The sequence below is a fragment of the Acrocarpospora catenulata genome (genome assembly GCF_018476525.1).
In the GTDB taxonomy this organism is placed as follows: domain Bacteria; phylum Actinomycetota; class Actinomycetes; order Streptosporangiales; family Streptosporangiaceae; genus Acrocarpospora; species Acrocarpospora catenulata.
Genome location: NZ_JAHCST010000014.1, coordinates 26614 through 43646, shown reverse-complemented (window position 1 = coordinate 43646; position 17033 = coordinate 26614). Strand labels below are relative to the sequence as shown.

Below are 17033 nucleotides of genomic sequence, written 5' to 3'. Positions count from 1 at the left end.
GGCGCATCTCCTCCCACTCGTGGAGTGAATGATCTTCACCCCCCAACCAGCTCGGTAGGCCGTCCGATCTTTGACCGGGCGGCCTACCGGGCTATCCAGGCGCGACCACCGAAAGGACAAGCATGATCCTGCTCTCCGATCCCGCGATCAGTCGGATGCCGATCGAGGAGTCCGGCGAAGTACTGATTGATCTCCGCACCGTTCAGGCGCTACGCGTGGATTCGCGAATGGCCGACACCGGAACCGCCTACGCCCACCTCCGCGTCAGCGTCGTGGATCGTCTGGTCACCGCGCAGTCCCTGCTGCCGCCGGGACTGCATTTCCTGATCGTCGAAGGCTTCCGGCCGATCGAACTGCAGGCGCGGTACTTCGACGCCCACGTCGACCGGCTCCGCGTCACTCACCCGGGCCAGGACCACGACTGGTACCACCGACGCGCCAGCCGCTACATCTCGCCGCCCGAGGTCGCCCCGCACGTCGCCGGAGCCGCCGTCGACCTGACCCTGTGCGATGCGGACGGGACCGAGCTGTGGCTGGGCACCGAGGTCAACGACACCGACACCGAGGCCTGCCACACCGCCAGCACCGAGATCTCCGCCGAGGCCGCCGCGCGACGCCGCATCCTCAGCGCGGCCCTGATCGCGGTGGACCTGGTCAACTACCCCACCGAGTGGTGGCACTGGTCGTACGGCGACCGCTACTGGGCCTGCGTCACCGGCGCATCGGCCGCCCGTTACGGCCCGGCGACGCTGCCCGGCTCCTGAGGTGAACGGGCTGTCGCGAGCAACCGGTCGCGACAGCCCGCACCGGGGTAAGGACTGGTTCAGACTTGGATCAACAGCTTCCCGATGTGTTCCCCCCGGAACAGGCTCACGAAGGCGCGAGGCACACTGTCGATGCCCATCAGGATGGTGACCCGATCCCGCAGGCGTCCGTCGCGGACCAGTTTGGCCATCTCCGCCTGGACGGTGGGCAGGAGTTCGGCGTAGGACCTGGTCAGGTAACCCTGCACGGACAGTTCCTTGGCGACGATGTCGAACAGGTTGCGCGGGGCCGAAGCCGACTGGGTGTCGTAGTTCGACACCGTTCCGCACATGACGATGCGGGCGCGGGGCCGGGCGTTGTCGATCGCCGCTTCGAGTTCCGGTCCTCCCACGCAGTCGAAGTATCCGTGGATGCCGTCGGGAGCCGCGGCCTTGAGCGCCGCGGACAGGTCGGGAGCGCGTCTGTCGAGTGCCACGTCCGCCCCCAGCCCCAGGACGAAGTCCCGCTTCTCGGCGCTGCCCGCGCTGGCCACCACCCGCGCGCCCGCGAACTTCGCGAGTTGCACCGCGAGGCTGCCGATACCGCCTCCGGCGGCGGAGACGTAGACGACCTCGCCGGGGCGCGGATCCAGGAGTTTGACCATCCCGACGTACGCCGTCAGCCCGGCGGGACCCAGAGCGGTGAGGTAGGCGGCCTCGGGCAGGCCCGGCTCCTCGGCGATCCGGTGCGGGCCCCGCCAGCCGGTCTCGTCGGCCCGGATCACCGCGTGCGTGCGCCATCCGGAGCTGTGCAGCACCAGATCGCCCTCGGCGAAGCCCGGGCGGCGCGACGACAGGACGCGCCCCAGGGCGAAACCACTGATCGGCGCGCCCAGTGTGATCCTCGGCATGTACGGCGAGTCCGACTCGCGCATGCGAAGGCGAGCCGACGCGTCGAGGGACAGCCATGAGTTGGCCAGCAGGAGTTCCCCGGCTTCCAGGGAGCGAGGCACCGGCGCACGATGGAACTCGAAGTCTTCCTCATGGAGAGTGTCCCTCGGGTAGGCACGCAGCCGTAGCTCGGTCGCTTCGCTCTGGCCATCGGGAATTCGATCCATCGTCCCGCCACTATCTTGAACTCAGTATACAATAATCAAAGCATATACGCGTCGATGTTCGACAGGAGAGCGACCCATGGGAGCGAACGCGCTCAACGTTCCGCTGCTGCACGCCGCCGTGATGGACCGGCTGGTCGAAATGATCGTGCGAGGCGAGCTGCGGCCCGGGCAACGCCTGTACGAGATCGAACTCTGCGAACGGCTGGGCGTCAGCCGGTCCCCGCTCCGTGAGGCGATCCGGAAACTCGCGGCCGACGGGCTGCTGCACATCGAGCCCCGCCGAGGGGCCGCGGTCGCCCCGCCCAGCAAAACGGACGCGGCCGCCCTGTACGCCTGCCGGGAACTCGTCCAGATCGAGTGCGTCAGGCTGGCCATGCCGCAGATCACCGAGGCCGACACCCTCCGGCTGGCGGAGGTCCTCCGGCAGATGCGGGCCGCGGCCGCCGAGGCGGACACCTACGCCTACCTGCAACTGGTGGGCGAGTTCCGCGGCGTCATCGACCGGGCCTGCCCCAACAAGGTGCTGGTCGAACTCGTGGAAGGCCTCTGGCGGCGCACCCTTCGCTTCAGGTACATCGCCGTACAGAACGCCGCGCATCTCACCAACTCCCTCGCCAACCACGAACAGTTGCTCGCCGCCATCCGGGACCGCGACACCGAGCATGTCCTGAAACTGACCCGAAAAATGATCAACGCGTCCCTCGACTCCATCCTCAGGGGAATCGACCTGCTTGAGGACACCAAGGCGTCCTGACCGTCACCGGGCACGCAGGCTCCAGCAGAGCACGCCTCCGGCGGCGACGGCCAGGCCGCCGACCAGCAGCCACCCGAGCCGCGGCTCGTCGACACTGCCGGCGGCGGCCATCACCAGCGGCCCGGCGGCGGAGCCGAGCATCCCGCCGGACTGGACGACCGCGCCCGCCCGGGCCGGACGCCCGAGTCCTCTGCGGATCGCGCCGGCGAACATCAGCCCCGACCATCCCCAGCCGAAGGTGAAGGCGACCAGGATCCCCAGCGCCGAGGTGGCCGCCTGCCCCACGGCCAGGAGCAAGGCGCCCCCTCCCCCGGTCAGGATCATGCCGGCCATCACCAGGTCCGTACGCTCCGGGCGCGTCTGCGCCAAGAGCCCGGAGACGATCCGCGAGGCGATGCCGAGAAGGTTGGCCGCGATGAGCAGGTGTGCCGCGTGCTGGGCCGCGAAGCCGGCGGCCACGAGCGCGGCGAAGGCGTACCCGGTCAGCGCTCCGGGCAGGAACGACGCCAGCAGCGTCAGCCAGCCGAGCGTGGCCAGGCCGGGTCGCAAGGGCCCGGCCGGCGGCCCGGCCCCGGCCGTGTGGGAATGTGGCACCGGTCGCCGGAGCGCGGCGCGGAAGCCTGCGACGGCGGCCAGTGCCCCCGCCGCGGCGACGGCGAAAGGGACCCGCCAGCTGATTCCGCTCGCGGCGGTGCCCAGATAGGCCGAGGTCATGAGCCCGATCGGGATGGCGGCCTGCTTGACGCAGAGCACCACCACCAGCCGCCGGGGGGCGACCACCCCGTCCAGGACCGCGTTGGTCGAGGGGAGCGTGAGCCCGAAGGCGGCTCCCGAAAAGCCGCTGGCCAGCAGCAGGACGGGCGGCCACTGGCCGGCCAGCGCGACGGCGAGCAGTGCCACCGCGCTGCCGGTGGCGGCCGCCGACGCGACCCGGCGCGGCCCGAGGGCCTCCAGCCGCCTGCCCAGCACGGCCGCGGCGAGACTCCCGCCCAGGAAGTACACGGCCACGGCCACGCCGACCAGCCAGCCCAGCTCATGCCCGACGACCCCCAGCAGCGCGACCAGCAGGACCGTCGCGATGTCGACGGCGATCGCGGCGACGACGAGGACGGCGACCCCGCAGGCGCGCCGCATCGGTCAGGCCGAGACGGCGTCGCGCGCACGGCAGGCATCCGGATCGACGCCCAGCAGCCGCGTGACACGATCGGCGCCCGCCACCAGCTGCGCGGCCAGGTCCCGCATGTGCGCCCAGGACATCTCGGGCGGCAGACCCAGGAGCCGGAGGGCGAGCTGGACCCTGCCGTCGGTCCCGAAGACCGGGGCGCCGAGGAAGCGCACCGCGCACCGTTCCCCGGGGTCGAGGTCGGCCGGTTCGACGGACGCCGCGAGCTTGTCGATCGCCTGGGACACCCGCTCCACCAGATCGGTCGTGATCTCGCCGCCGGAGGCCGCGTCGAACAGCCGGTCGAGCTCGGCCGAGTCGTCGGCCAGCCAGATCGACCAGCCGCGCTCCCTGATGCGGTGGAGCATGCGGGACCAGCCTGCCGGTGTCTCGCCCACGTGCCGGAACCTGCGACTCCACCGCACGTGCTCCGGAGGTTGCCAGGCGGCGAACAGACCTCCTCGCGGCGGGATCAGCGGGATGCGCAACCCCACCCGGGTGGGCGCGTGGCCGTGCGGGCTGACGCCCGCGCTGGCGATGAAGACAAGCTCGTCGCCCAGCAGCGCCTGCGCGACACACTCCAGGCCCGTGCGCTGCGCGATCTGTTCCATCTCCGCCCTGGCCAGGTCGGCGAGCCGAATCTGGGGCAGCAGGTCGATCTCGGGGGCGAGCACGAGGGAGGCCGGGGTGAACTGCCCGTAGCCGCCGCGGAAGAACACCAGGGGCGGAGCGTCGATGCCCTCGCCCAGCGCCGTGACCCGGCCGATCACGATGTAGTGGTCCCCCGCCTCGTGGATCGCGTGCGGCTCGCACTCGACCCAGAGCAGCGCGTCGGGAAGCGACGGGGCGCCGCCCGGCGTGGGCCGCCAGGCGATGCGATCCCAGCGGTCCGGGTGCCGGGCCGCGAAGGAGCGGCACACCTCGGCCTGCTCGGAGCTCAGCACGTTGACCGCGAAACGCGCCGCCTCCCTGATCTTCGGGAAGCTGGTGGACGAGCGGTCGGGCATGAAGCTCACCAGCGGCGGATCCAGGGAGACCGACGAGAACGTCCCGACGATCATGCCGACCGGGTCTCCGGCGGCGTCCAGGGCCGTCACCAGGGCCACTCCGGTCGGGTGCCGCCCCAGCGCCCGCCGGTATGCGGGACCATCGATGGTCATCGTTGCACCTCTCCTCACTGACCACGCTTTCGCGCACGTGACGTCACCGCAACGGAGAGTGACGTCACGTGCTCATCGGGAGTCACCGGGGACCTCGTGGTGCTCACCCGTAGTCGTCGTACTTGACGATCTTGCCGTCCCGGATGGTCATGACGGTGCAGAGTTCGAGCTCGATCGACTCGCCCGCCTTGGCGAAGCCGGGCATGTCAGCCTTGGCGGTGGCCGCCCAGGTGTGTTCGATGAGGACCACGTCGTCGAAGGCGACGATGCGCCGGCGATCGCGGAAGTGCTTGTCGGGGATGACGGCCGCGGCGCCCGCCTTGCCGGCGAAGACGATGTCCCTGCCGATCCGGTGCACCCCCCGGTTGTGGTGGGTGACCTCGACGTCCTCGCTCATCAGCGTCTTCATCGTGACGAGGTCGTCGGAGTTGTAGCACTCCACGTACGCGTCGGCCACGGCCAACAGTTCCTCTTGGGTCATATGAACTCCTCTGACGGTGGTGGGAACGGACGATCAGTCGGCGGCCGGGGCGAGCTTCTTCAGCCTCGGGGCCACCTCCGCGGCCATCAGCCGGAGCGACTCGTTCCAGGGCTCCGGGTTGGCGGCGTAGTTGTGCCCGGGGACGAGGGTGGTGCCCCACCCGCCGCTCTCCTCCAGGCAGGCGGCCAGCTTCTCGGCCACGGTGTCGGGGGATCCGACGATCCAGACGTGGTCGGCGAGGTAGTCCAGGTCCACGCTGAGGGGGTCGGCCACGCCCGGCACCAGGCCCTCCAGCAGCCCCAGCCGCTTGAAGTGCGGAAGGAGGATCTGGCTCCACGCGTAGCCCAGGCCGCCCTCGATGGCCCACTTGCGCGCCTCCTTGTCCGTCTCGGCCACGAAGACGTCGCGCTGCACCCGCAGCATGGACCGGTCGACCGGGTGACCGGCCGCCTCGGCGGCCTCGGAGAAGGTGGCCCAGTGCTGCGCGACCCGCTCGTTGCCGGAGAAGACCGACAGCGGGATGTAGCCGCGCGAGCCCGCGAACGCCAGGGACTTGGACGGCGAGCTCGTGCCGGCCATCGCGATCTCGACCTTGCCGCCGTACGGCCGGACGTCGCGGAGCGGGAGCTGTCCCTCCTTGGTCTCCGGATAGCCCGCCTTCCAGAACCTGCCCTCGTGGTGGAACGGCTCGGACGCCCACACCTTTTCCATGATCTCCAGAGCCTCCACCACCATCTCGTGGTTGCCCCGCATGTCGGTGATGCCGCGCAGCGCGGCGTCCGACGGGTAGGCGCCGGCGCCGACCCCGAGGATGTAGCGGCCCTCGGCCAGGTGCGTCAGCCACGCCACCTGCACGGCCAGGGACGCGGGGTGGTGGTAGGGCAGCAGGTGGGCTCCCGGGCAGAGCTTGATGCGCTCGGTCTGCGCCGCGGCGGCGGCCAGGACGATCTCCGGGTTCGGCACCGGCTCCCAGGCCACCGTCGCGTGTTCACCCACCCAGTACTCGGTGAGGCCGGCCTGGTCGGCCACGATGGCCTGGCCGACGACCCAGTCGTACACCTCGCGGGGCGTGCGCTCGGGCGGCGTGTGCGGCGATTGGAACAATGCGAACTTCATCTCGAAGCCTTTCTTCGTCAAGGGGCTCAATTCGTGTCGACCGCGCCGGTGAACATCGCCGGTGAGGTCGTCAGGAATCCGCCGTCCACCGGGATGACCGCGCCCGAGACCCAGCGGGCCCACGGGCTGGCGAGGAAGACCACGGCCCTGGCCACGTCCCAGGCGTCGCCGCCCGGCCCCAGCGGGGCGGTGCGCTGGCGATCGGCGATCTGCTCCGGGGTGAGGGTCAGCTGCAGCAGCGGAGTGTTGAGCGTACCCGGCACCACGGTGTTGACCCGGATGCCCTGGGGCCCGAGCTCGGCGGCCAGGACGGTGGCCACCGCCTCGATGGCGCCCTTGGAGGCGGTGTAGGCGACGGTGCCCGAACTCGAGACCCCGCGATGGGCGGCGATCGAGCTGATGTTCACCACCGAGCCGCCGCCCGCGGCGGCCATGGCCGGCACCGCGGCCCGGGTCAGGAAGAGCATCCCCTTGAGGTTGACGCCCAGCTGAAGCTCCAGGTCCTCGTCGGTCATGGCCGCGAGCGTGCCGGAACGGAAGACGCCGACGTTGTTGACCAGGGTCGTGAGCTTCCCGAACGTGTCCACCGCGGCGTCGACGGCACGCTGGGCGAGGGCCGGGTCGCGGACATCGCCCACACAGCCGACCGCGCGACCGCCCTCAGACTCGATGAGCTCGACCGTCTCCCTGGCCCGCTCCGCCACACTGTCCAGCACGACCACACCGCACCCGGACCTGGCCAGCAGCACCGCGCTGGCCTTGCCGGTGCCGAAGCCCGGTCCGCTGGACCCCGCGCCGGTCACGATCGCGACGCCGTCCACCTTGGGCTCGAACCTCATCTCCGCTCCTGCCGATTCATTGTCCGGGCGTGACCAGCTTGCAGGTCCCGTTGCCGGCGCGGAGTTCGCAGACCGCGATGGGCGCCTGCAGGACCCCGTTCTGGGCGAAGGAGACCTCGCCGTTTCCGGCGTTGACGCTGACCGTCTTGAGCGCCTTGGCCACCGCGTCGGGGTCGTCGACGGTCCCCGCCTGCTCGATGGCCTTGGCCAGCGCGTTGATCGAGGAGGTGAACTCCGTCGCGTACAGCTGCGCGTCCAGGGCCGGCTGCTTGCCGTTGACCTGCTCGTACTGCTGGAACAGCTGGGCGACGTCCGGGTTGCCGGTGTACGGGTCCAGGCCGCGGTTCATGATGTACATGTACGGGAAGGGCAGCGGTTTGCCGTTGTCGCCGGTCAGCCCGGTCCCGGCGGTCGCCCCCAGGACGATCATGCTCCCGAACGGGCTGCCGAGCTGCACGGCCTGGGAGGCGAAGGCCTGGACGGCCCCGCTGGTGGTGCCGGTGAACACGATGTCCGGCTTGGACGACTTGAGCTTGGTGAGGATGCCGGAGAAGTCGGTGCTGGCGATGTCGAACCGCAGCTTCTCCACCACCTGCACCCCCTTGGCGGTGAAGGCCTTCTCGATCAGCTCGACGTAGGGGTCGGAGGCGGCCCCGGACGGCCACACGATCGCGGCCGTCTTGGTGTCGGGCTGGTACTGCATCGCCCCGTTCACGGCCGCCGGGAACACCGTGGCCGCGCTCGGGTTCGTACCGAAGACCTTGGCGAAGGCCGGGTCCCCGGCCTTCTCCTCCAGCCGGCCGGAGATGAAGGTGGACCCGGCCAGCCACAGCACGTTCTGCTTGGTGACCACGGACTCCGCCGCGACCACCGACGGGGTGTCGGCCGGGCCGATCAGGAACTTGACGCCCTCGTCGCGGATCATGCCCAGGACGCCCGCGGTCGCCTTGGCGGGGTCGCTGGCCGAGTCCTTGGCCGTCACGGTGAAGGTGTACTTCTGGCCGTTGACGGTGATGCCACCGGCCTTGGTCACCTGGTCGATCCCCAGCTTGATGCTGCCCAGGTGGGCCTCGCCCTGGGCGGCGAAGGGGCCGGTCAGGGACAGCACCGCCCCGATTTCGATCACATGATCGTCGCCGGCGCTCGTTCCCCCGTCCGAGCCACAGGCGGCGGCCGTCGACACTGAGAGGACGGCGGCCACAACCGCGAACTTCCTACGCATGACTCTCCTTTGGTTCTCCCGGACGTGGGCGTCCGAGCCCGTGCCTTTCCCCGAAAGATCGATTCGAGCGCCGCGGTCAGGGGTCGACACCGAAGTAGGCGGTATTGATGGCGTCGCCCTCCGCCAGTTCCGCACTGGGCGCGGAGGCGACGAGCCGCCCGTTGCGCAGCACGTAACCCCAGGTCGAGACCTGCAGGGCCAGCGCGCTGTACTGTTCCACGATCAGGACCGCGGCCCCGAACGTGGTCTGCGCCCAGCGGATCAGCTCCACGATCGTCGGGAGCATCACCGGCGCCAGGCCCAGCGACGGCTCGTCGAGCAGCAGCATCCGCGGGCGCGACATGAGCGCGCGCGAGATGGCGAGCATCTGCTGCTGTCCGCCGGACAGCTGGCCCGCCGGCTGCCTGGCCTTCTCCGCGAGCACCGGGAAGTGGTCCAGCAGCAGCGCGATGGTCTCCTCGTGGGTGTCGCGCCCGCGCCGGACGGAACCAAGACGGAGGTTCTCCACCACCGTCATCTGCGCGAACACCTGCCGGCCTTCGAGCACGTGGGCCACCCCGCGGGCGAGGGTCTGGTCGGGGCGCAGCCCCACCAGCGACTCCCCGTTGAGCCGGATGTCGCCGGAGCGCGGTTTCACCTGGCCGGAGACGCTGCGCAGGATGGTGCTCTTGCCCGCGCCGTTGGCTCCGAGCAGGGCGACGGTCGTGCCCGCGGGTACCGACAGGCTGACGTCCTTGACGGCGACGACGCCGCCGTACCCCGCGGTGAGTCCCGAGATCTCCAGTTCGGCGGTGCTCACGACCTGTCCTCCATCGCGATCTCCATCGGGGTGCCGAGGTAGGCCTCGATGACCCGCGGATCCTTCATGACCTCCTGCGGAGGGCCCTCGACCAGCTTCTTTCCTGCGTCCAGGACCACCACCCGGTCGCACATGGACACCATCAGGGTCATGTCGTGGTCGACGATGCCGACGGTGACGCCCAGGTCCCGCAGCGTCAGCAGCAGGGACTTGAGCTCGCGGGTCTCGAAGTCGTTGAGCCCGGCCCCCGGCTCGTCGAGCAGCAGCAGTTCCGGCTGCGCCGCCAGCGCGATGCCGATCCCGAGCCGGCGCAGGTAGCCCAGGGGAAGATCGGAGGCGAGCGCGTCCAGGACCGCCTCCAGGCCCACGAGCGCGACGAGTCTGTCCCCGGCGAGCGCCTCGTCGATCCGCTTGCCCTTCGGGCGGCAGCTGTGCGCGATGGCGAGCGCCTCCCGCACGGTGACCCCGCCGAAGACCATCTGGTTCTGCGAGGCCATGACCAGCCCGTGCCGGGCCAGCTTGTCGACCTTCCAGCCGGTGACCTCCCGGCCGTGCCAGAAGACGCTGCCCTGGGTGGGCGGGTGGACCGAGGAGAGCGCGCGCAGCAGGGTGCTCTTCCCCGAGCCGTTGGGGCCGATGATGCCGAGGATCTCCCCGGCCACGATGTCGATGTCCACCGCGTCGCAGGCGACCAGCGCCCCGAACCGGACGGTCACCCCGGCGCCGCGCAGCAGGGTCGTCATGAGATCTCCTCTCGCACCAGCTCGGACGGGGACCGGACAGCGTCGCCGCCGGTTTCGGGCCGGCCGGTGGCCGTGGCCGGGTGGCGGGCGGGAAGCAGCCGGGACCGGAGCGCCGAGTAGCCGGTGATCAGCGCCGGGACCAGGCCGCGCGGCAGCAGCAGAATGATCATGATGAGCAGCACCCCGAACAGGAACTGCTGGTCCACCGGATCGAGCTGGAGGAGCTCGGGCAGCAGCACGAAGACCATCGAGGCGACCAGCGGGCCGGCCAGTGCGACCCCGCCCAGGACCAGGATGATGACGATCTTGATGCTGAAGACGGCGTCGAACGAGGTGGGGACGATCACGGTCTGCGTGTAGAGGTAGAGCACGCCCCCCACGGCCGACACGGCTCCGCTCAGCGCGAAGGCGCCGACCTTGGCCCTGCCCACCCGCAGGCCGATGGAGCGGGCCAGGCTCTCGTTCTCCCGGACGCCCGACAGCTGCAGGCCGAACCGGGTCGACTTGAACCGGCGCAGGCCGAAGGCGGCCAGCAGCGCCACCAGGAACACCAGGTAGAACTGCGACCGGAGGTCGGTGAAGGTGAGGGGGCCGATCTCGGGCAGTTTCTCCGGCAGGATCAGCCCGTTGTCGCCGTTGGTCAGGTCGATGGCGGTCAGCGTCAGCTGGGTGACGAGCGCGGAGAAGGCCAGCGTGACCAGCAGCAGATAGTGGCCGGTACATCGGGAGACGACCAGCCCGAGGAGCGCGCCGGCCGCCACCGTCAGCGGCACCGCGACCAGCAGCGCCCACCAGAAGCCGAGCCCCAGGTGGACGGCGATGACCCCGGCCGAGTAGGCCCCCACGGCCATCAGGCCGCCCTGCGCGATCGACAGCACGCCGGTGGTCTCGTACACGTACGCCAGCGCGTAGACCTGGATGGCGTACAGGACGCTGAGCAGGACGAGTGACTGGAGCCTGGAGGTGCCCACCGCCTCGAAGACCACGATCGGCAGCAGCACGAAGGCCGCGCCGCCCAGCAGCCGCTCCACCCGGCTGTGCCGCTCGGCCCTGGCCACGCCCCGGGAGGAGCGGGCGAAGGTGGAGTCGCTGGGCGGGTGCTTCTCGAAGAGACCACCGGGCCGCACGAGCAGCACGATGATGATCACTCCGTAGGTGAAGAACGGGACGTATTCGGCGCGGCCGTAACCCGCGACCAGCGTCTCGCCGATGCCGTAGAGCACGCTGGCCTTGGCCAGCCCCGACACGTTCCCCAGCCCGCCCAGCAGGGCGACCGCGAATCCCTTGAGGATCAGGTGCGCGCCGTCGAAGGCGCCCACGGGCTGGAGCGTCCCGTAGAACACCCCGCCCAGCCCGGCCAGCGCGGAGCCGGCCACGAAGGCGACGGTGACCATGCGCCCGACGTTCACGCCGACGTGTGCGGCCGCGACCGGGTTCTCGTGCGCGGCCCGCAGCTGCGCGCCGAGCCTGGTCCTGGCCAGCAGCAGGAACAGGCCTGCCGTGACCAGGCCCGCCACGACGAGCACCAGCACCCGGTTCCAGGCGAAGTAGGTGTCGCCGAGGCCGGCGCCGCCGGTGACCGCGGCGGGGACGCCGACCTGGAAGCCGCCCCAGATCTTGAAGGCCGCCGACTCCAGCACCAGCAGCAGCCCCAGGCCGATGATCAGTCCGTTGTAGGGGTTGTCCATCGTGAAGCGGAACAGCAGCCGTTCACTGAGCCAGCCGATCACACCGGCGGCCACCACGGCGGCCGCGGCGGCGAAGACGAACGGCACTCCGGCGGTGATCAGGTCGAGTGCCACGAAGACGGCGATGACGAGGAACTGACCGTGCGCGAAGTTGATCAGCCGCGTCAGCCCGAACACCAGCGTGATGCCGACCGCGATGAGCATGTATACGGAGCTGGCGACCACGCCGTTGAACAGGTGTTGCATGAGGAGATCCATGCCCACCCCTTTCCTCGTCCTGCCCGGGATGTGGAGTGACCGTAGTCAGCCAATCAGGAATATACGGATTCAGTATCTTGAATACAATAGTCACGGACCGAGGGTTTCACTTGCCCGTTCGGAGACCCGTGAGGCCGATGCGGCCGATGGGCGGGACCTCACCGCCCGTGCGTCACTTCAACAATTCCCTGGTCAGCTGCCCCATGCTGACGTACCGCTCGACCACGTGGGCCCCCGCCTCGGCGAGCGTCGCCATCTTGGCCACGGCGGTTCCCGCCTGTCCGTCGGCCTGCGCGCCGGCATGGCTGTAGCGGATGCCCGCCGGGGCCGCCGCGCCCGCGATGTAGGCGACGACCGGCTTGCCGACCTGGCCCTTGCGGATCAGCTCGGCGAGCCGTTCCTCCTGGGTGGTCCCGATCTCGCCGAAGATCACGATCGCCCGGGTGTCCGGGTCCTTCTCCGCCAGGGTGACCGCCGTGGGCATGTCGATGCCGATCACGCTGTCGCCGCCGATGCCGATGCAGGTGGAGGTGCCGATGCCGGAACGCGCCAGGTTGTCGGCGATCGTCGACATCATCCCGCCGCTGCGCGAGATGACGGCGACCTCACCCGGGGCGAACCTGCTGGGATCAAGGGCCCCGAGCAGACACTGGCCCGGGCTGATGATTCCCGGGCTGTTGGGTCCGATCAGCGTCACCGCGCTCTCGCGCGCCCGGCTCAGCAGTTCGATCGACAGGTTGAGCGGGACCCCGTCGACCATGAGCACGATGGGGTCCATCCGCTCGTGGATCGCCTCAAGCGCCGCGTCCCGCAGCCCGGCCGGGGGAACCAGCACCAGGGACGCGGTGCACCCCGTCTGGTCGGCCGCCTCGGCGACGGTGTCGAACACCGGGACCCCGCCGACCGAGGTGCCACCTCGGCCGGGCGTGACCCCGGCCACCGCCCGGTAGCCGGCCCGCGCCATCAACTCCAGGACGTAGCCGCCGAGCTGGCCGGTTACCCCCTGGATGAGAACACGCGTGCCCCGGTCCACCAAGAAACTCATCGGCCCTGCTCCTCGCTTTCGATCAGGTCACGCAGCATCCGCGCCGCCGTCCATTCGTCGGTTTCCTCACCGACGACGCGGAGCCGGTCCACGCGGCCCTCGCCCCACCGCGCGACGATCTCCCGCGCCTGTTCCGACTGGTTGCCCGCGAAGCGCACCACGCTGGGCCCTCGCCAACCGGCGCGTTCCCAGCCGTCGACCAGCCCGTGCGCCGTCGTCGCCAGCGGCTGGTTGGCGATGCAGGTCGAGAACAGCACGCCCTCGATGTGCGGCTGGCCCGCCACCAGCTCGGCCGCCGCCGCGACCTTCTCGGCGGACGGGGATCCCGAGGTGTCGCAGTAGTTGGTGGGCGCGAGCTCCACCGCGGCCAGGGCGTCCAGAACGACCATCGACTCGCCCCCGCCGACCGAATGCGAGCCGACCCGGGGCCGACCCGCGGCCGTCGCCCCTTCGGGTAGCAACTGTACGTAGCGGAAGCTGCCCCGGTGGTCACGGGACTGGAACTCCCGGGCCAGGCGCTCGCGCGGGTCGGTCTCCACCGCCTCCAGGTAGGCCGCGTCCGGGATCAGCGCCTTGGAGTAGTCGTCGATGTCGGCCTTGCCGTCCAGCGCCACCAGGCCCTGCGCGGTCAGCGCGATCGGGTTCAGCTCCAGGACATAGGCCGACCAGCGCGCCACGCACCGGACCATCGCCGACAGCGTCCGCGTCACCTCCAGCAGCTCCTGCGAGGCCAGGCCGGTACGCCGCAGCTCCCGCCGGATCACATGAGGTTCGAGATGCGCGTCGAACTCCAGCTGGAAGGCCGCCCGCGCCGGGTCGAACCCGGTCCCGCCCGAGCGGGAGAAGCGCAGCACCCGGCGCGCAGGGCCCTCCACGATCGAGACGCTCGCGTACCCCTCCCACTCGGCCTGGATGCCGGCCTCCACCAGCACGGCCTCGACCGGCATCCCCTGGATGGTGGCCGCCAGCAGCTCGGCGGCGATCGCCTCGGCCTGCGCCGGGTCCGCGCCCGACCGCACCCCGCCCGCCGCCGCCCGGTCCCCGGCCGCGACCTGCGCCTTCACGAACACCCGGCCGCCCAGCTGCGCCGCCGCCTCCCGGGCCTCGGCCGCCGAACGGCACAACAGCCCGGGTGGCGTCGCGATCCCTTCCTCGCGGAGGATCTCCTTCACCTGGTATTCGAGCAACTTCGTCATCGCTACGCTTCCTCTTGCTTGGCGGGTGACACGAAACGGACCGTGTCCAGGGACGGGGCGCGGAAGGGCTTCTCCCCCATCAGCTCCTCCCGGGCGTGCGCGGCCAGCCCGAAGGCCCGGCCCAGCCCGGTGACCAGGGTGATGTCGGCGGTGCCGAGCCCGGCGTCCAGCAGCAGCGCGGCCACCGCCGCGTCGGCGTTCATCCGCAGGTCACGCCCCGACTGCTCGCGCAGCGCCGTCTCGCAGAGCCGGGCGATCCGCCGGTGGGTCCGGTCCTCGGTCACGCCGCCCAGCAGGCCGGGAACCCGCGGGTCCCGCGAGTGGTAGGGGTGCCCGTACCCGGGAAAGCGCTCCCCGCGCTCCAGCAGCCGCCGCACCACACCGCGGGCGCCGGCCTCGTGGTCGTCCAAGGCCGCGATCTCGGCGAACAGGTTGGCCGCCCCTTCGGCCGCGCCGCCGTGCGCAGGACCGCCGAAGGCCATCAGGCCGCCGGCCACCGCGAAAGGCACCGCCGACCTGGTCGAGGCGGTCACCCGCGCGACCAGCGTGGACGGGGCCGAGACCCCGTGGTCCAGGGCCGCGATGAGGGCGCGGCGGAGCGCGTCGGCGGAGCCGGTGTCGGGCGTTCCCCCGAACAGCACCAGCCACAGTGTGGCCGCCAGGTCACCGTCGTCGATCAGTTCCTCGATGGGGACACCGCGGTAGCGAATCGAACTGTTCTCGACGTCGGTGATCGAGGTCGACCAGGAACTCAGGTCAGGAATGGGGGTCACCGCCTTCTGGCAGGGTCGGCTCCTCGAATTCGAGGAAGGACAGGTCGTCGATCACGTCTTGGTAGGACAGCTCGCCGGAGCCGCTGCGCGCGCGGCGGGAGGCGAGCCGCTCGGCTTCCAGCCGCAGCGCGGCGGCGGGCAGCGGGAGCGCGCCGCGATCGAGGAAACGCACCGCGCCGTCGGCGTCGCGGACGGGCAGGACGTTCCCGCGCACGTGCACGTTCGGCGAGAACGGAATGTCCAGCACGCCGGCCGCCAGGGCGGAGATCGACCCGCGGACCGGGTCGCCGTCCCCCATGTCCAGGACCGCGTCCAGGATCGCGCGCGCCTCCATCAGATTCAGTTCGAGCTCGAACTCGACCTCAGGGGAGATCAGCGAGGCGGCCTGCCGGGAGATCAGGTGGGACAGGTAACGGGTGAACCGGATGCTGGCGGCGTTGGCCGCCGCGGTCGGCACGCCGATGCCCTCCTCGATCGTCTTCACGTAGTTGACGGGCGTGCGGGCGATCGCGCAGGCGAACACGTTGGCCGCGAGCAGGCCGTAGGCGTCGGGCTCGCGGGCGGGGAAGGCACCGTTCCAGTCGCTGCTGGCCACGTAGGTCCGCACGTCCCCGAAGCCCAGCTTCGCCAGGTACTCGTCGGTCAGCGTGCCCACCGCGATGCAGCCGGCCACGTCCTGGGCCACATGGCCCTGGAGCATCTGGTACGGGACGATGTGCTTCACGCCCTGCCCGGCCATGATCAGCGCGTCCAGGACGACTCCGACGTGCATCAGGGCGGGCACCGAGCAGGTCCCGCTCTGCGCGAAACCGATCGCGTCCTCGACGATGGGGACGCCGTGGGCGGCGTACTCGCCCATCAGCCGGAAGATGAACTGCCAGTTCGGGATGGACTCCGCGAGGGAGCCCAGCTTGGAGTACTCCAGGGTCGCGTACATCGGGCCGGACACGAATCCCGTCGCCCCCGAGGCGAACGCGGTCTCGGCCACGATCCGCAGGTCGATGGCGTTGGCGCGTACGATGACCGGCCGATCGACGGCGGAGATCAGCTCCCGCGTCCGTTCGACTCCGTGGGCCACGAGCGGATATCCGTTGAGGACGGAGCGGTCGGGCGTGCTCTGGGCCAGGGCCTTGGCCGCGTCCTCGAACCTCAGGGAGCGGGTCAGGCTGTCGACCGTGATCGGGACGACGCCCGCGCCCGCCGCCGACAGCGTGCGCATCAGCTCAAGCTGGGCGTCCCAGTGGGCGACACCCGCGCGGGGGATGACCACCGTCTCCCCCGCGGACTTGGCCCGGGCGAGGGTCGCGGCCATGCCGCGGCGCTCGGCGTTGGGCCGCGCGAACTCCCAGGCCTCCGCCAGGTCGTACGGCTCGCGGCCGAGCTGGCGGCGGAACAGGGACGCGCGCTGCGCCTGGAACTCCTCCAGGTCGAGCATGTCGTTGGAGGGCTGGTCAGGCATCCTGGCTCCCCGGCTCCGGCAGGCCGGCGTTCCCGCGTGCCCGCAGGTCGGCCGCCAGATCCTGGACGGCCTGGTCGGGGAGCGTGCGTGGCGGATAGACCCGGTCGAAGCCCATCTCCTCGAAGCGTTGGCGCACCTCGTGCCAGGGCGTGGCGGCGCTGACCGACAGGTTGCCGCCGACGTACAGGATCGGGTCGGCCTGCGCCTGGCGGAGTCCTGCCACCAGTTCGGGGCAGAAGATTCCCGCGTGCCCGTTGCTGGAGGAGACGAACACGGCGTCGGCGTCCTCGGTCACGGCGGCCGCGACGAACTCCTCGGGAGAGGTCTGGATCCCCATCTGGATCACCTCGGCGCCCGCGTTGCGCAGGGCGTGCCCCAGCAGCGTGATGCCCACGACGTGGATGTCGTCGCCGATCGAGCCGACGACCACGCGGACGCCCCTCAGGACGCTTGTCACCACTTCAACTCCCTCCGAAG

17 protein-coding genes are annotated in these 17033 nt (G+C 70.8%); 2 read left to right on the top strand and 15 right to left on the bottom strand.

The features are described 5' to 3' along the window. Positions 1–122: 122 nt before the first annotated feature. Positions 123–764 carry a M15 family metallopeptidase gene (locus tag KIP79_RS16880; protein WP_214105772.1) on the top strand — a complete coding sequence of 214 codons (642 nt, stop codon included), beginning with the start codon at positions 123–125 and terminating at the stop codon, positions 762–764. A 59-nt stretch (positions 765–823) separates the two neighbouring features. On the opposite strand, the gene KIP79_RS16875 is transcribed toward KIP79_RS16880, so the two are convergent. Then, on the bottom strand, positions 824–1861 hold the full coding sequence (locus tag KIP79_RS16875) for an NADP-dependent oxidoreductase (RefSeq protein WP_214105771.1): 1038 nt from the start codon (positions 1859–1861) through the stop codon (positions 824–826). A gap of 76 nt (positions 1862–1937) precedes the next feature. Between KIP79_RS16875 and KIP79_RS16870 the strand changes: the two genes are divergently transcribed. Beyond that, positions 1938–2615, top strand: a complete 678-nt coding sequence (locus KIP79_RS16870) for a GntR family transcriptional regulator (protein ID WP_214105770.1) — start codon at positions 1938–1940, stop codon at positions 2613–2615. A gap of 3 nt (positions 2616–2618) precedes the next feature. On the opposite strand, the gene KIP79_RS16865 is transcribed toward KIP79_RS16870, so the two are convergent. From KIP79_RS16865 to glmS, 14 genes are all read right to left on the bottom strand, one after another. Continuing rightward, positions 2619–3749 carry an MFS transporter gene (locus KIP79_RS16865; protein ID WP_214105769.1) on the bottom strand — a complete coding sequence of 377 codons (1131 nt, stop codon included), beginning with the start codon at positions 3747–3749 and terminating at the stop codon, positions 2619–2621. 3 nt (positions 3750–3752) lie between these two features. Beyond that, the gene (locus KIP79_RS16860) at positions 3753–4937 is read right to left on the bottom strand and encodes a flavin reductase (RefSeq protein WP_214105768.1); all 1185 of its coding nucleotides are present in this window, start codon (positions 4935–4937) and stop codon (positions 3753–3755) included. Positions 4938–5040: 103 nt separating this feature from the next. Then, the gene (locus KIP79_RS16855; RefSeq protein ID WP_214105767.1) at positions 5041–5418 is read right to left on the bottom strand and encodes a nuclear transport factor 2 family protein; all 378 of its coding nucleotides are present in this window, start codon (positions 5416–5418) and stop codon (positions 5041–5043) included. A gap of 33 nt (positions 5419–5451) precedes the next feature. Then, positions 5452–6534, bottom strand: a complete 1083-nt coding sequence (locus KIP79_RS16850) for an LLM class flavin-dependent oxidoreductase (RefSeq protein WP_214105766.1) — start codon at positions 6532–6534, stop codon at positions 5452–5454. A gap of 26 nt (positions 6535–6560) precedes the next feature. Then, the gene (locus KIP79_RS16845) at positions 6561–7373 is read right to left on the bottom strand and encodes an SDR family NAD(P)-dependent oxidoreductase (RefSeq protein ID WP_214105765.1); all 813 of its coding nucleotides are present in this window, start codon (positions 7371–7373) and stop codon (positions 6561–6563) included. A gap of 16 nt (positions 7374–7389) precedes the next feature. Further along, a complete protein-coding gene (locus KIP79_RS16840; RefSeq protein WP_214105764.1) occupies positions 7390–8595 on the bottom strand; it encodes an ABC transporter substrate-binding protein in 1206 nt (401 codons plus the stop codon). A gap of 76 nt (positions 8596–8671) precedes the next feature. Next, positions 8672–9394 carry an ABC transporter ATP-binding protein gene (locus KIP79_RS16835; RefSeq protein ID WP_214105763.1) on the bottom strand — a complete coding sequence of 241 codons (723 nt, stop codon included), beginning with the start codon at positions 9392–9394 and terminating at the stop codon, positions 8672–8674. Continuing rightward, the gene (locus tag KIP79_RS16830; RefSeq protein ID WP_214105924.1) at positions 9391–10137 is read right to left on the bottom strand and encodes an ABC transporter ATP-binding protein; all 747 of its coding nucleotides are present in this window, start codon (positions 10135–10137) and stop codon (positions 9391–9393) included. The genes KIP79_RS16835 and KIP79_RS16830 overlap by 4 nt, the downstream gene beginning before the upstream one ends. Further along, the gene (locus KIP79_RS16825) at positions 10134–12083 is read right to left on the bottom strand and encodes a branched-chain amino acid ABC transporter permease (RefSeq protein ID WP_214105762.1); all 1950 of its coding nucleotides are present in this window, start codon (positions 12081–12083) and stop codon (positions 10134–10136) included. Before KIP79_RS16825 ends, KIP79_RS16830 begins: the two co-directional genes overlap by 4 nt. Positions 12084–12255: 172 nt before the next feature. Continuing rightward, positions 12256–13128 (bottom strand): succinate--CoA ligase subunit alpha, encoded by an 873-nt coding sequence (locus KIP79_RS16820; RefSeq protein WP_214105761.1) that lies wholly within the window; start codon positions 13126–13128, stop codon positions 12256–12258. Beyond that, entirely contained in the window at positions 13125–14324 is a 1200-nt protein-coding gene (locus KIP79_RS16815; protein WP_214105760.1) for an ATP-grasp domain-containing protein, read from the bottom strand. The genes KIP79_RS16820 and KIP79_RS16815 overlap by 4 nt, the downstream gene beginning before the upstream one ends. A 2-nt stretch (positions 14325–14326) precedes the next feature. Beyond that, positions 14327–15097: a citrate/2-methylcitrate synthase gene (locus tag KIP79_RS16810; protein ID WP_214105759.1), complete on the bottom strand. Its 771-nt coding sequence runs from the start codon at positions 15095–15097 to the stop codon at positions 14327–14329. Next, the gene (locus KIP79_RS16805) at positions 15081–16556 is read right to left on the bottom strand and encodes a hypothetical protein (RefSeq protein WP_214105758.1); all 1476 of its coding nucleotides are present in this window, start codon (positions 16554–16556) and stop codon (positions 15081–15083) included. The genes KIP79_RS16810 and KIP79_RS16805 overlap by 17 nt, the downstream gene beginning before the upstream one ends. Next, positions 16549–17013, bottom strand: coding sequence for a methylaspartate mutase subunit S (gene glmS / locus KIP79_RS16800; protein WP_214105757.1), 465 nt, complete (start codon positions 17011–17013; stop codon positions 16549–16551). Before glmS ends, KIP79_RS16805 begins: the two co-directional genes overlap by 8 nt. Between the last annotated feature and the right edge of the window lie 20 nt (positions 17014–17033).

What these genes read in the sequence shown, in the direction of transcription:
- KIP79_RS16880 (WP_214105772.1), top strand. Translation starts at nt 123, where the DNA reads ATGATCCTGCTCTCCGATCCCGCGATCAGTCGGATGCCGATCGAGGAG.
- KIP79_RS16875 (WP_214105771.1), bottom strand. Translation starts at nt 1,861, where the DNA reads ATGGATCGAATTCCCGATGGCCAGAGCGAAGCGACCGAGCTACGGCTG.
- KIP79_RS16870 (WP_214105770.1), top strand. Translation starts at nt 1,938, where the DNA reads ATGGGAGCGAACGCGCTCAACGTTCCGCTGCTGCACGCCGCCGTGATG.
- KIP79_RS16865 (WP_214105769.1), bottom strand. Translation starts at nt 3,749, where the DNA reads ATGCGGCGCGCCTGCGGGGTCGCCGTCCTCGTCGTCGCCGCGATCGCC.
- KIP79_RS16860 (WP_214105768.1), bottom strand. Translation starts at nt 4,937, where the DNA reads ATGACCATCGATGGTCCCGCATACCGGCGGGCGCTGGGGCGGCACCCG.
- KIP79_RS16855 (WP_214105767.1), bottom strand. Translation starts at nt 5,418, where the DNA reads ATGACCCAAGAGGAACTGTTGGCCGTGGCCGACGCGTACGTGGAGTGC.
- KIP79_RS16850 (WP_214105766.1), bottom strand. Translation starts at nt 6,534, where the DNA reads ATGAAGTTCGCATTGTTCCAATCGCCGCACACGCCGCCCGAGCGCACG.
- KIP79_RS16845 (WP_214105765.1), bottom strand. Translation starts at nt 7,373, where the DNA reads ATGAGGTTCGAGCCCAAGGTGGACGGCGTCGCGATCGTGACCGGCGCG.
- KIP79_RS16840 (WP_214105764.1), bottom strand. Translation starts at nt 8,595, where the DNA reads ATGCGTAGGAAGTTCGCGGTTGTGGCCGCCGTCCTCTCAGTGTCGACG.
- KIP79_RS16830 (WP_214105924.1), bottom strand. Translation starts at nt 10,137, where the DNA reads ATGACGACCCTGCTGCGCGGCGCCGGGGTGACCGTCCGGTTCGGGGCG.
- KIP79_RS16825 (WP_214105762.1), bottom strand. Translation starts at nt 12,083, where the DNA reads ATGGATCTCCTCATGCAACACCTGTTCAACGGCGTGGTCGCCAGCTCC.
- KIP79_RS16820 (WP_214105761.1), bottom strand. Translation starts at nt 13,128, where the DNA reads ATGAGTTTCTTGGTGGACCGGGGCACGCGTGTTCTCATCCAGGGGGTA.
- KIP79_RS16815 (WP_214105760.1), bottom strand. Translation starts at nt 14,324, where the DNA reads ATGACGAAGTTGCTCGAATACCAGGTGAAGGAGATCCTCCGCGAGGAA.
- KIP79_RS16805 (WP_214105758.1), bottom strand. Translation starts at nt 16,556, where the DNA reads ATGCCTGACCAGCCCTCCAACGACATGCTCGACCTGGAGGAGTTCCAG.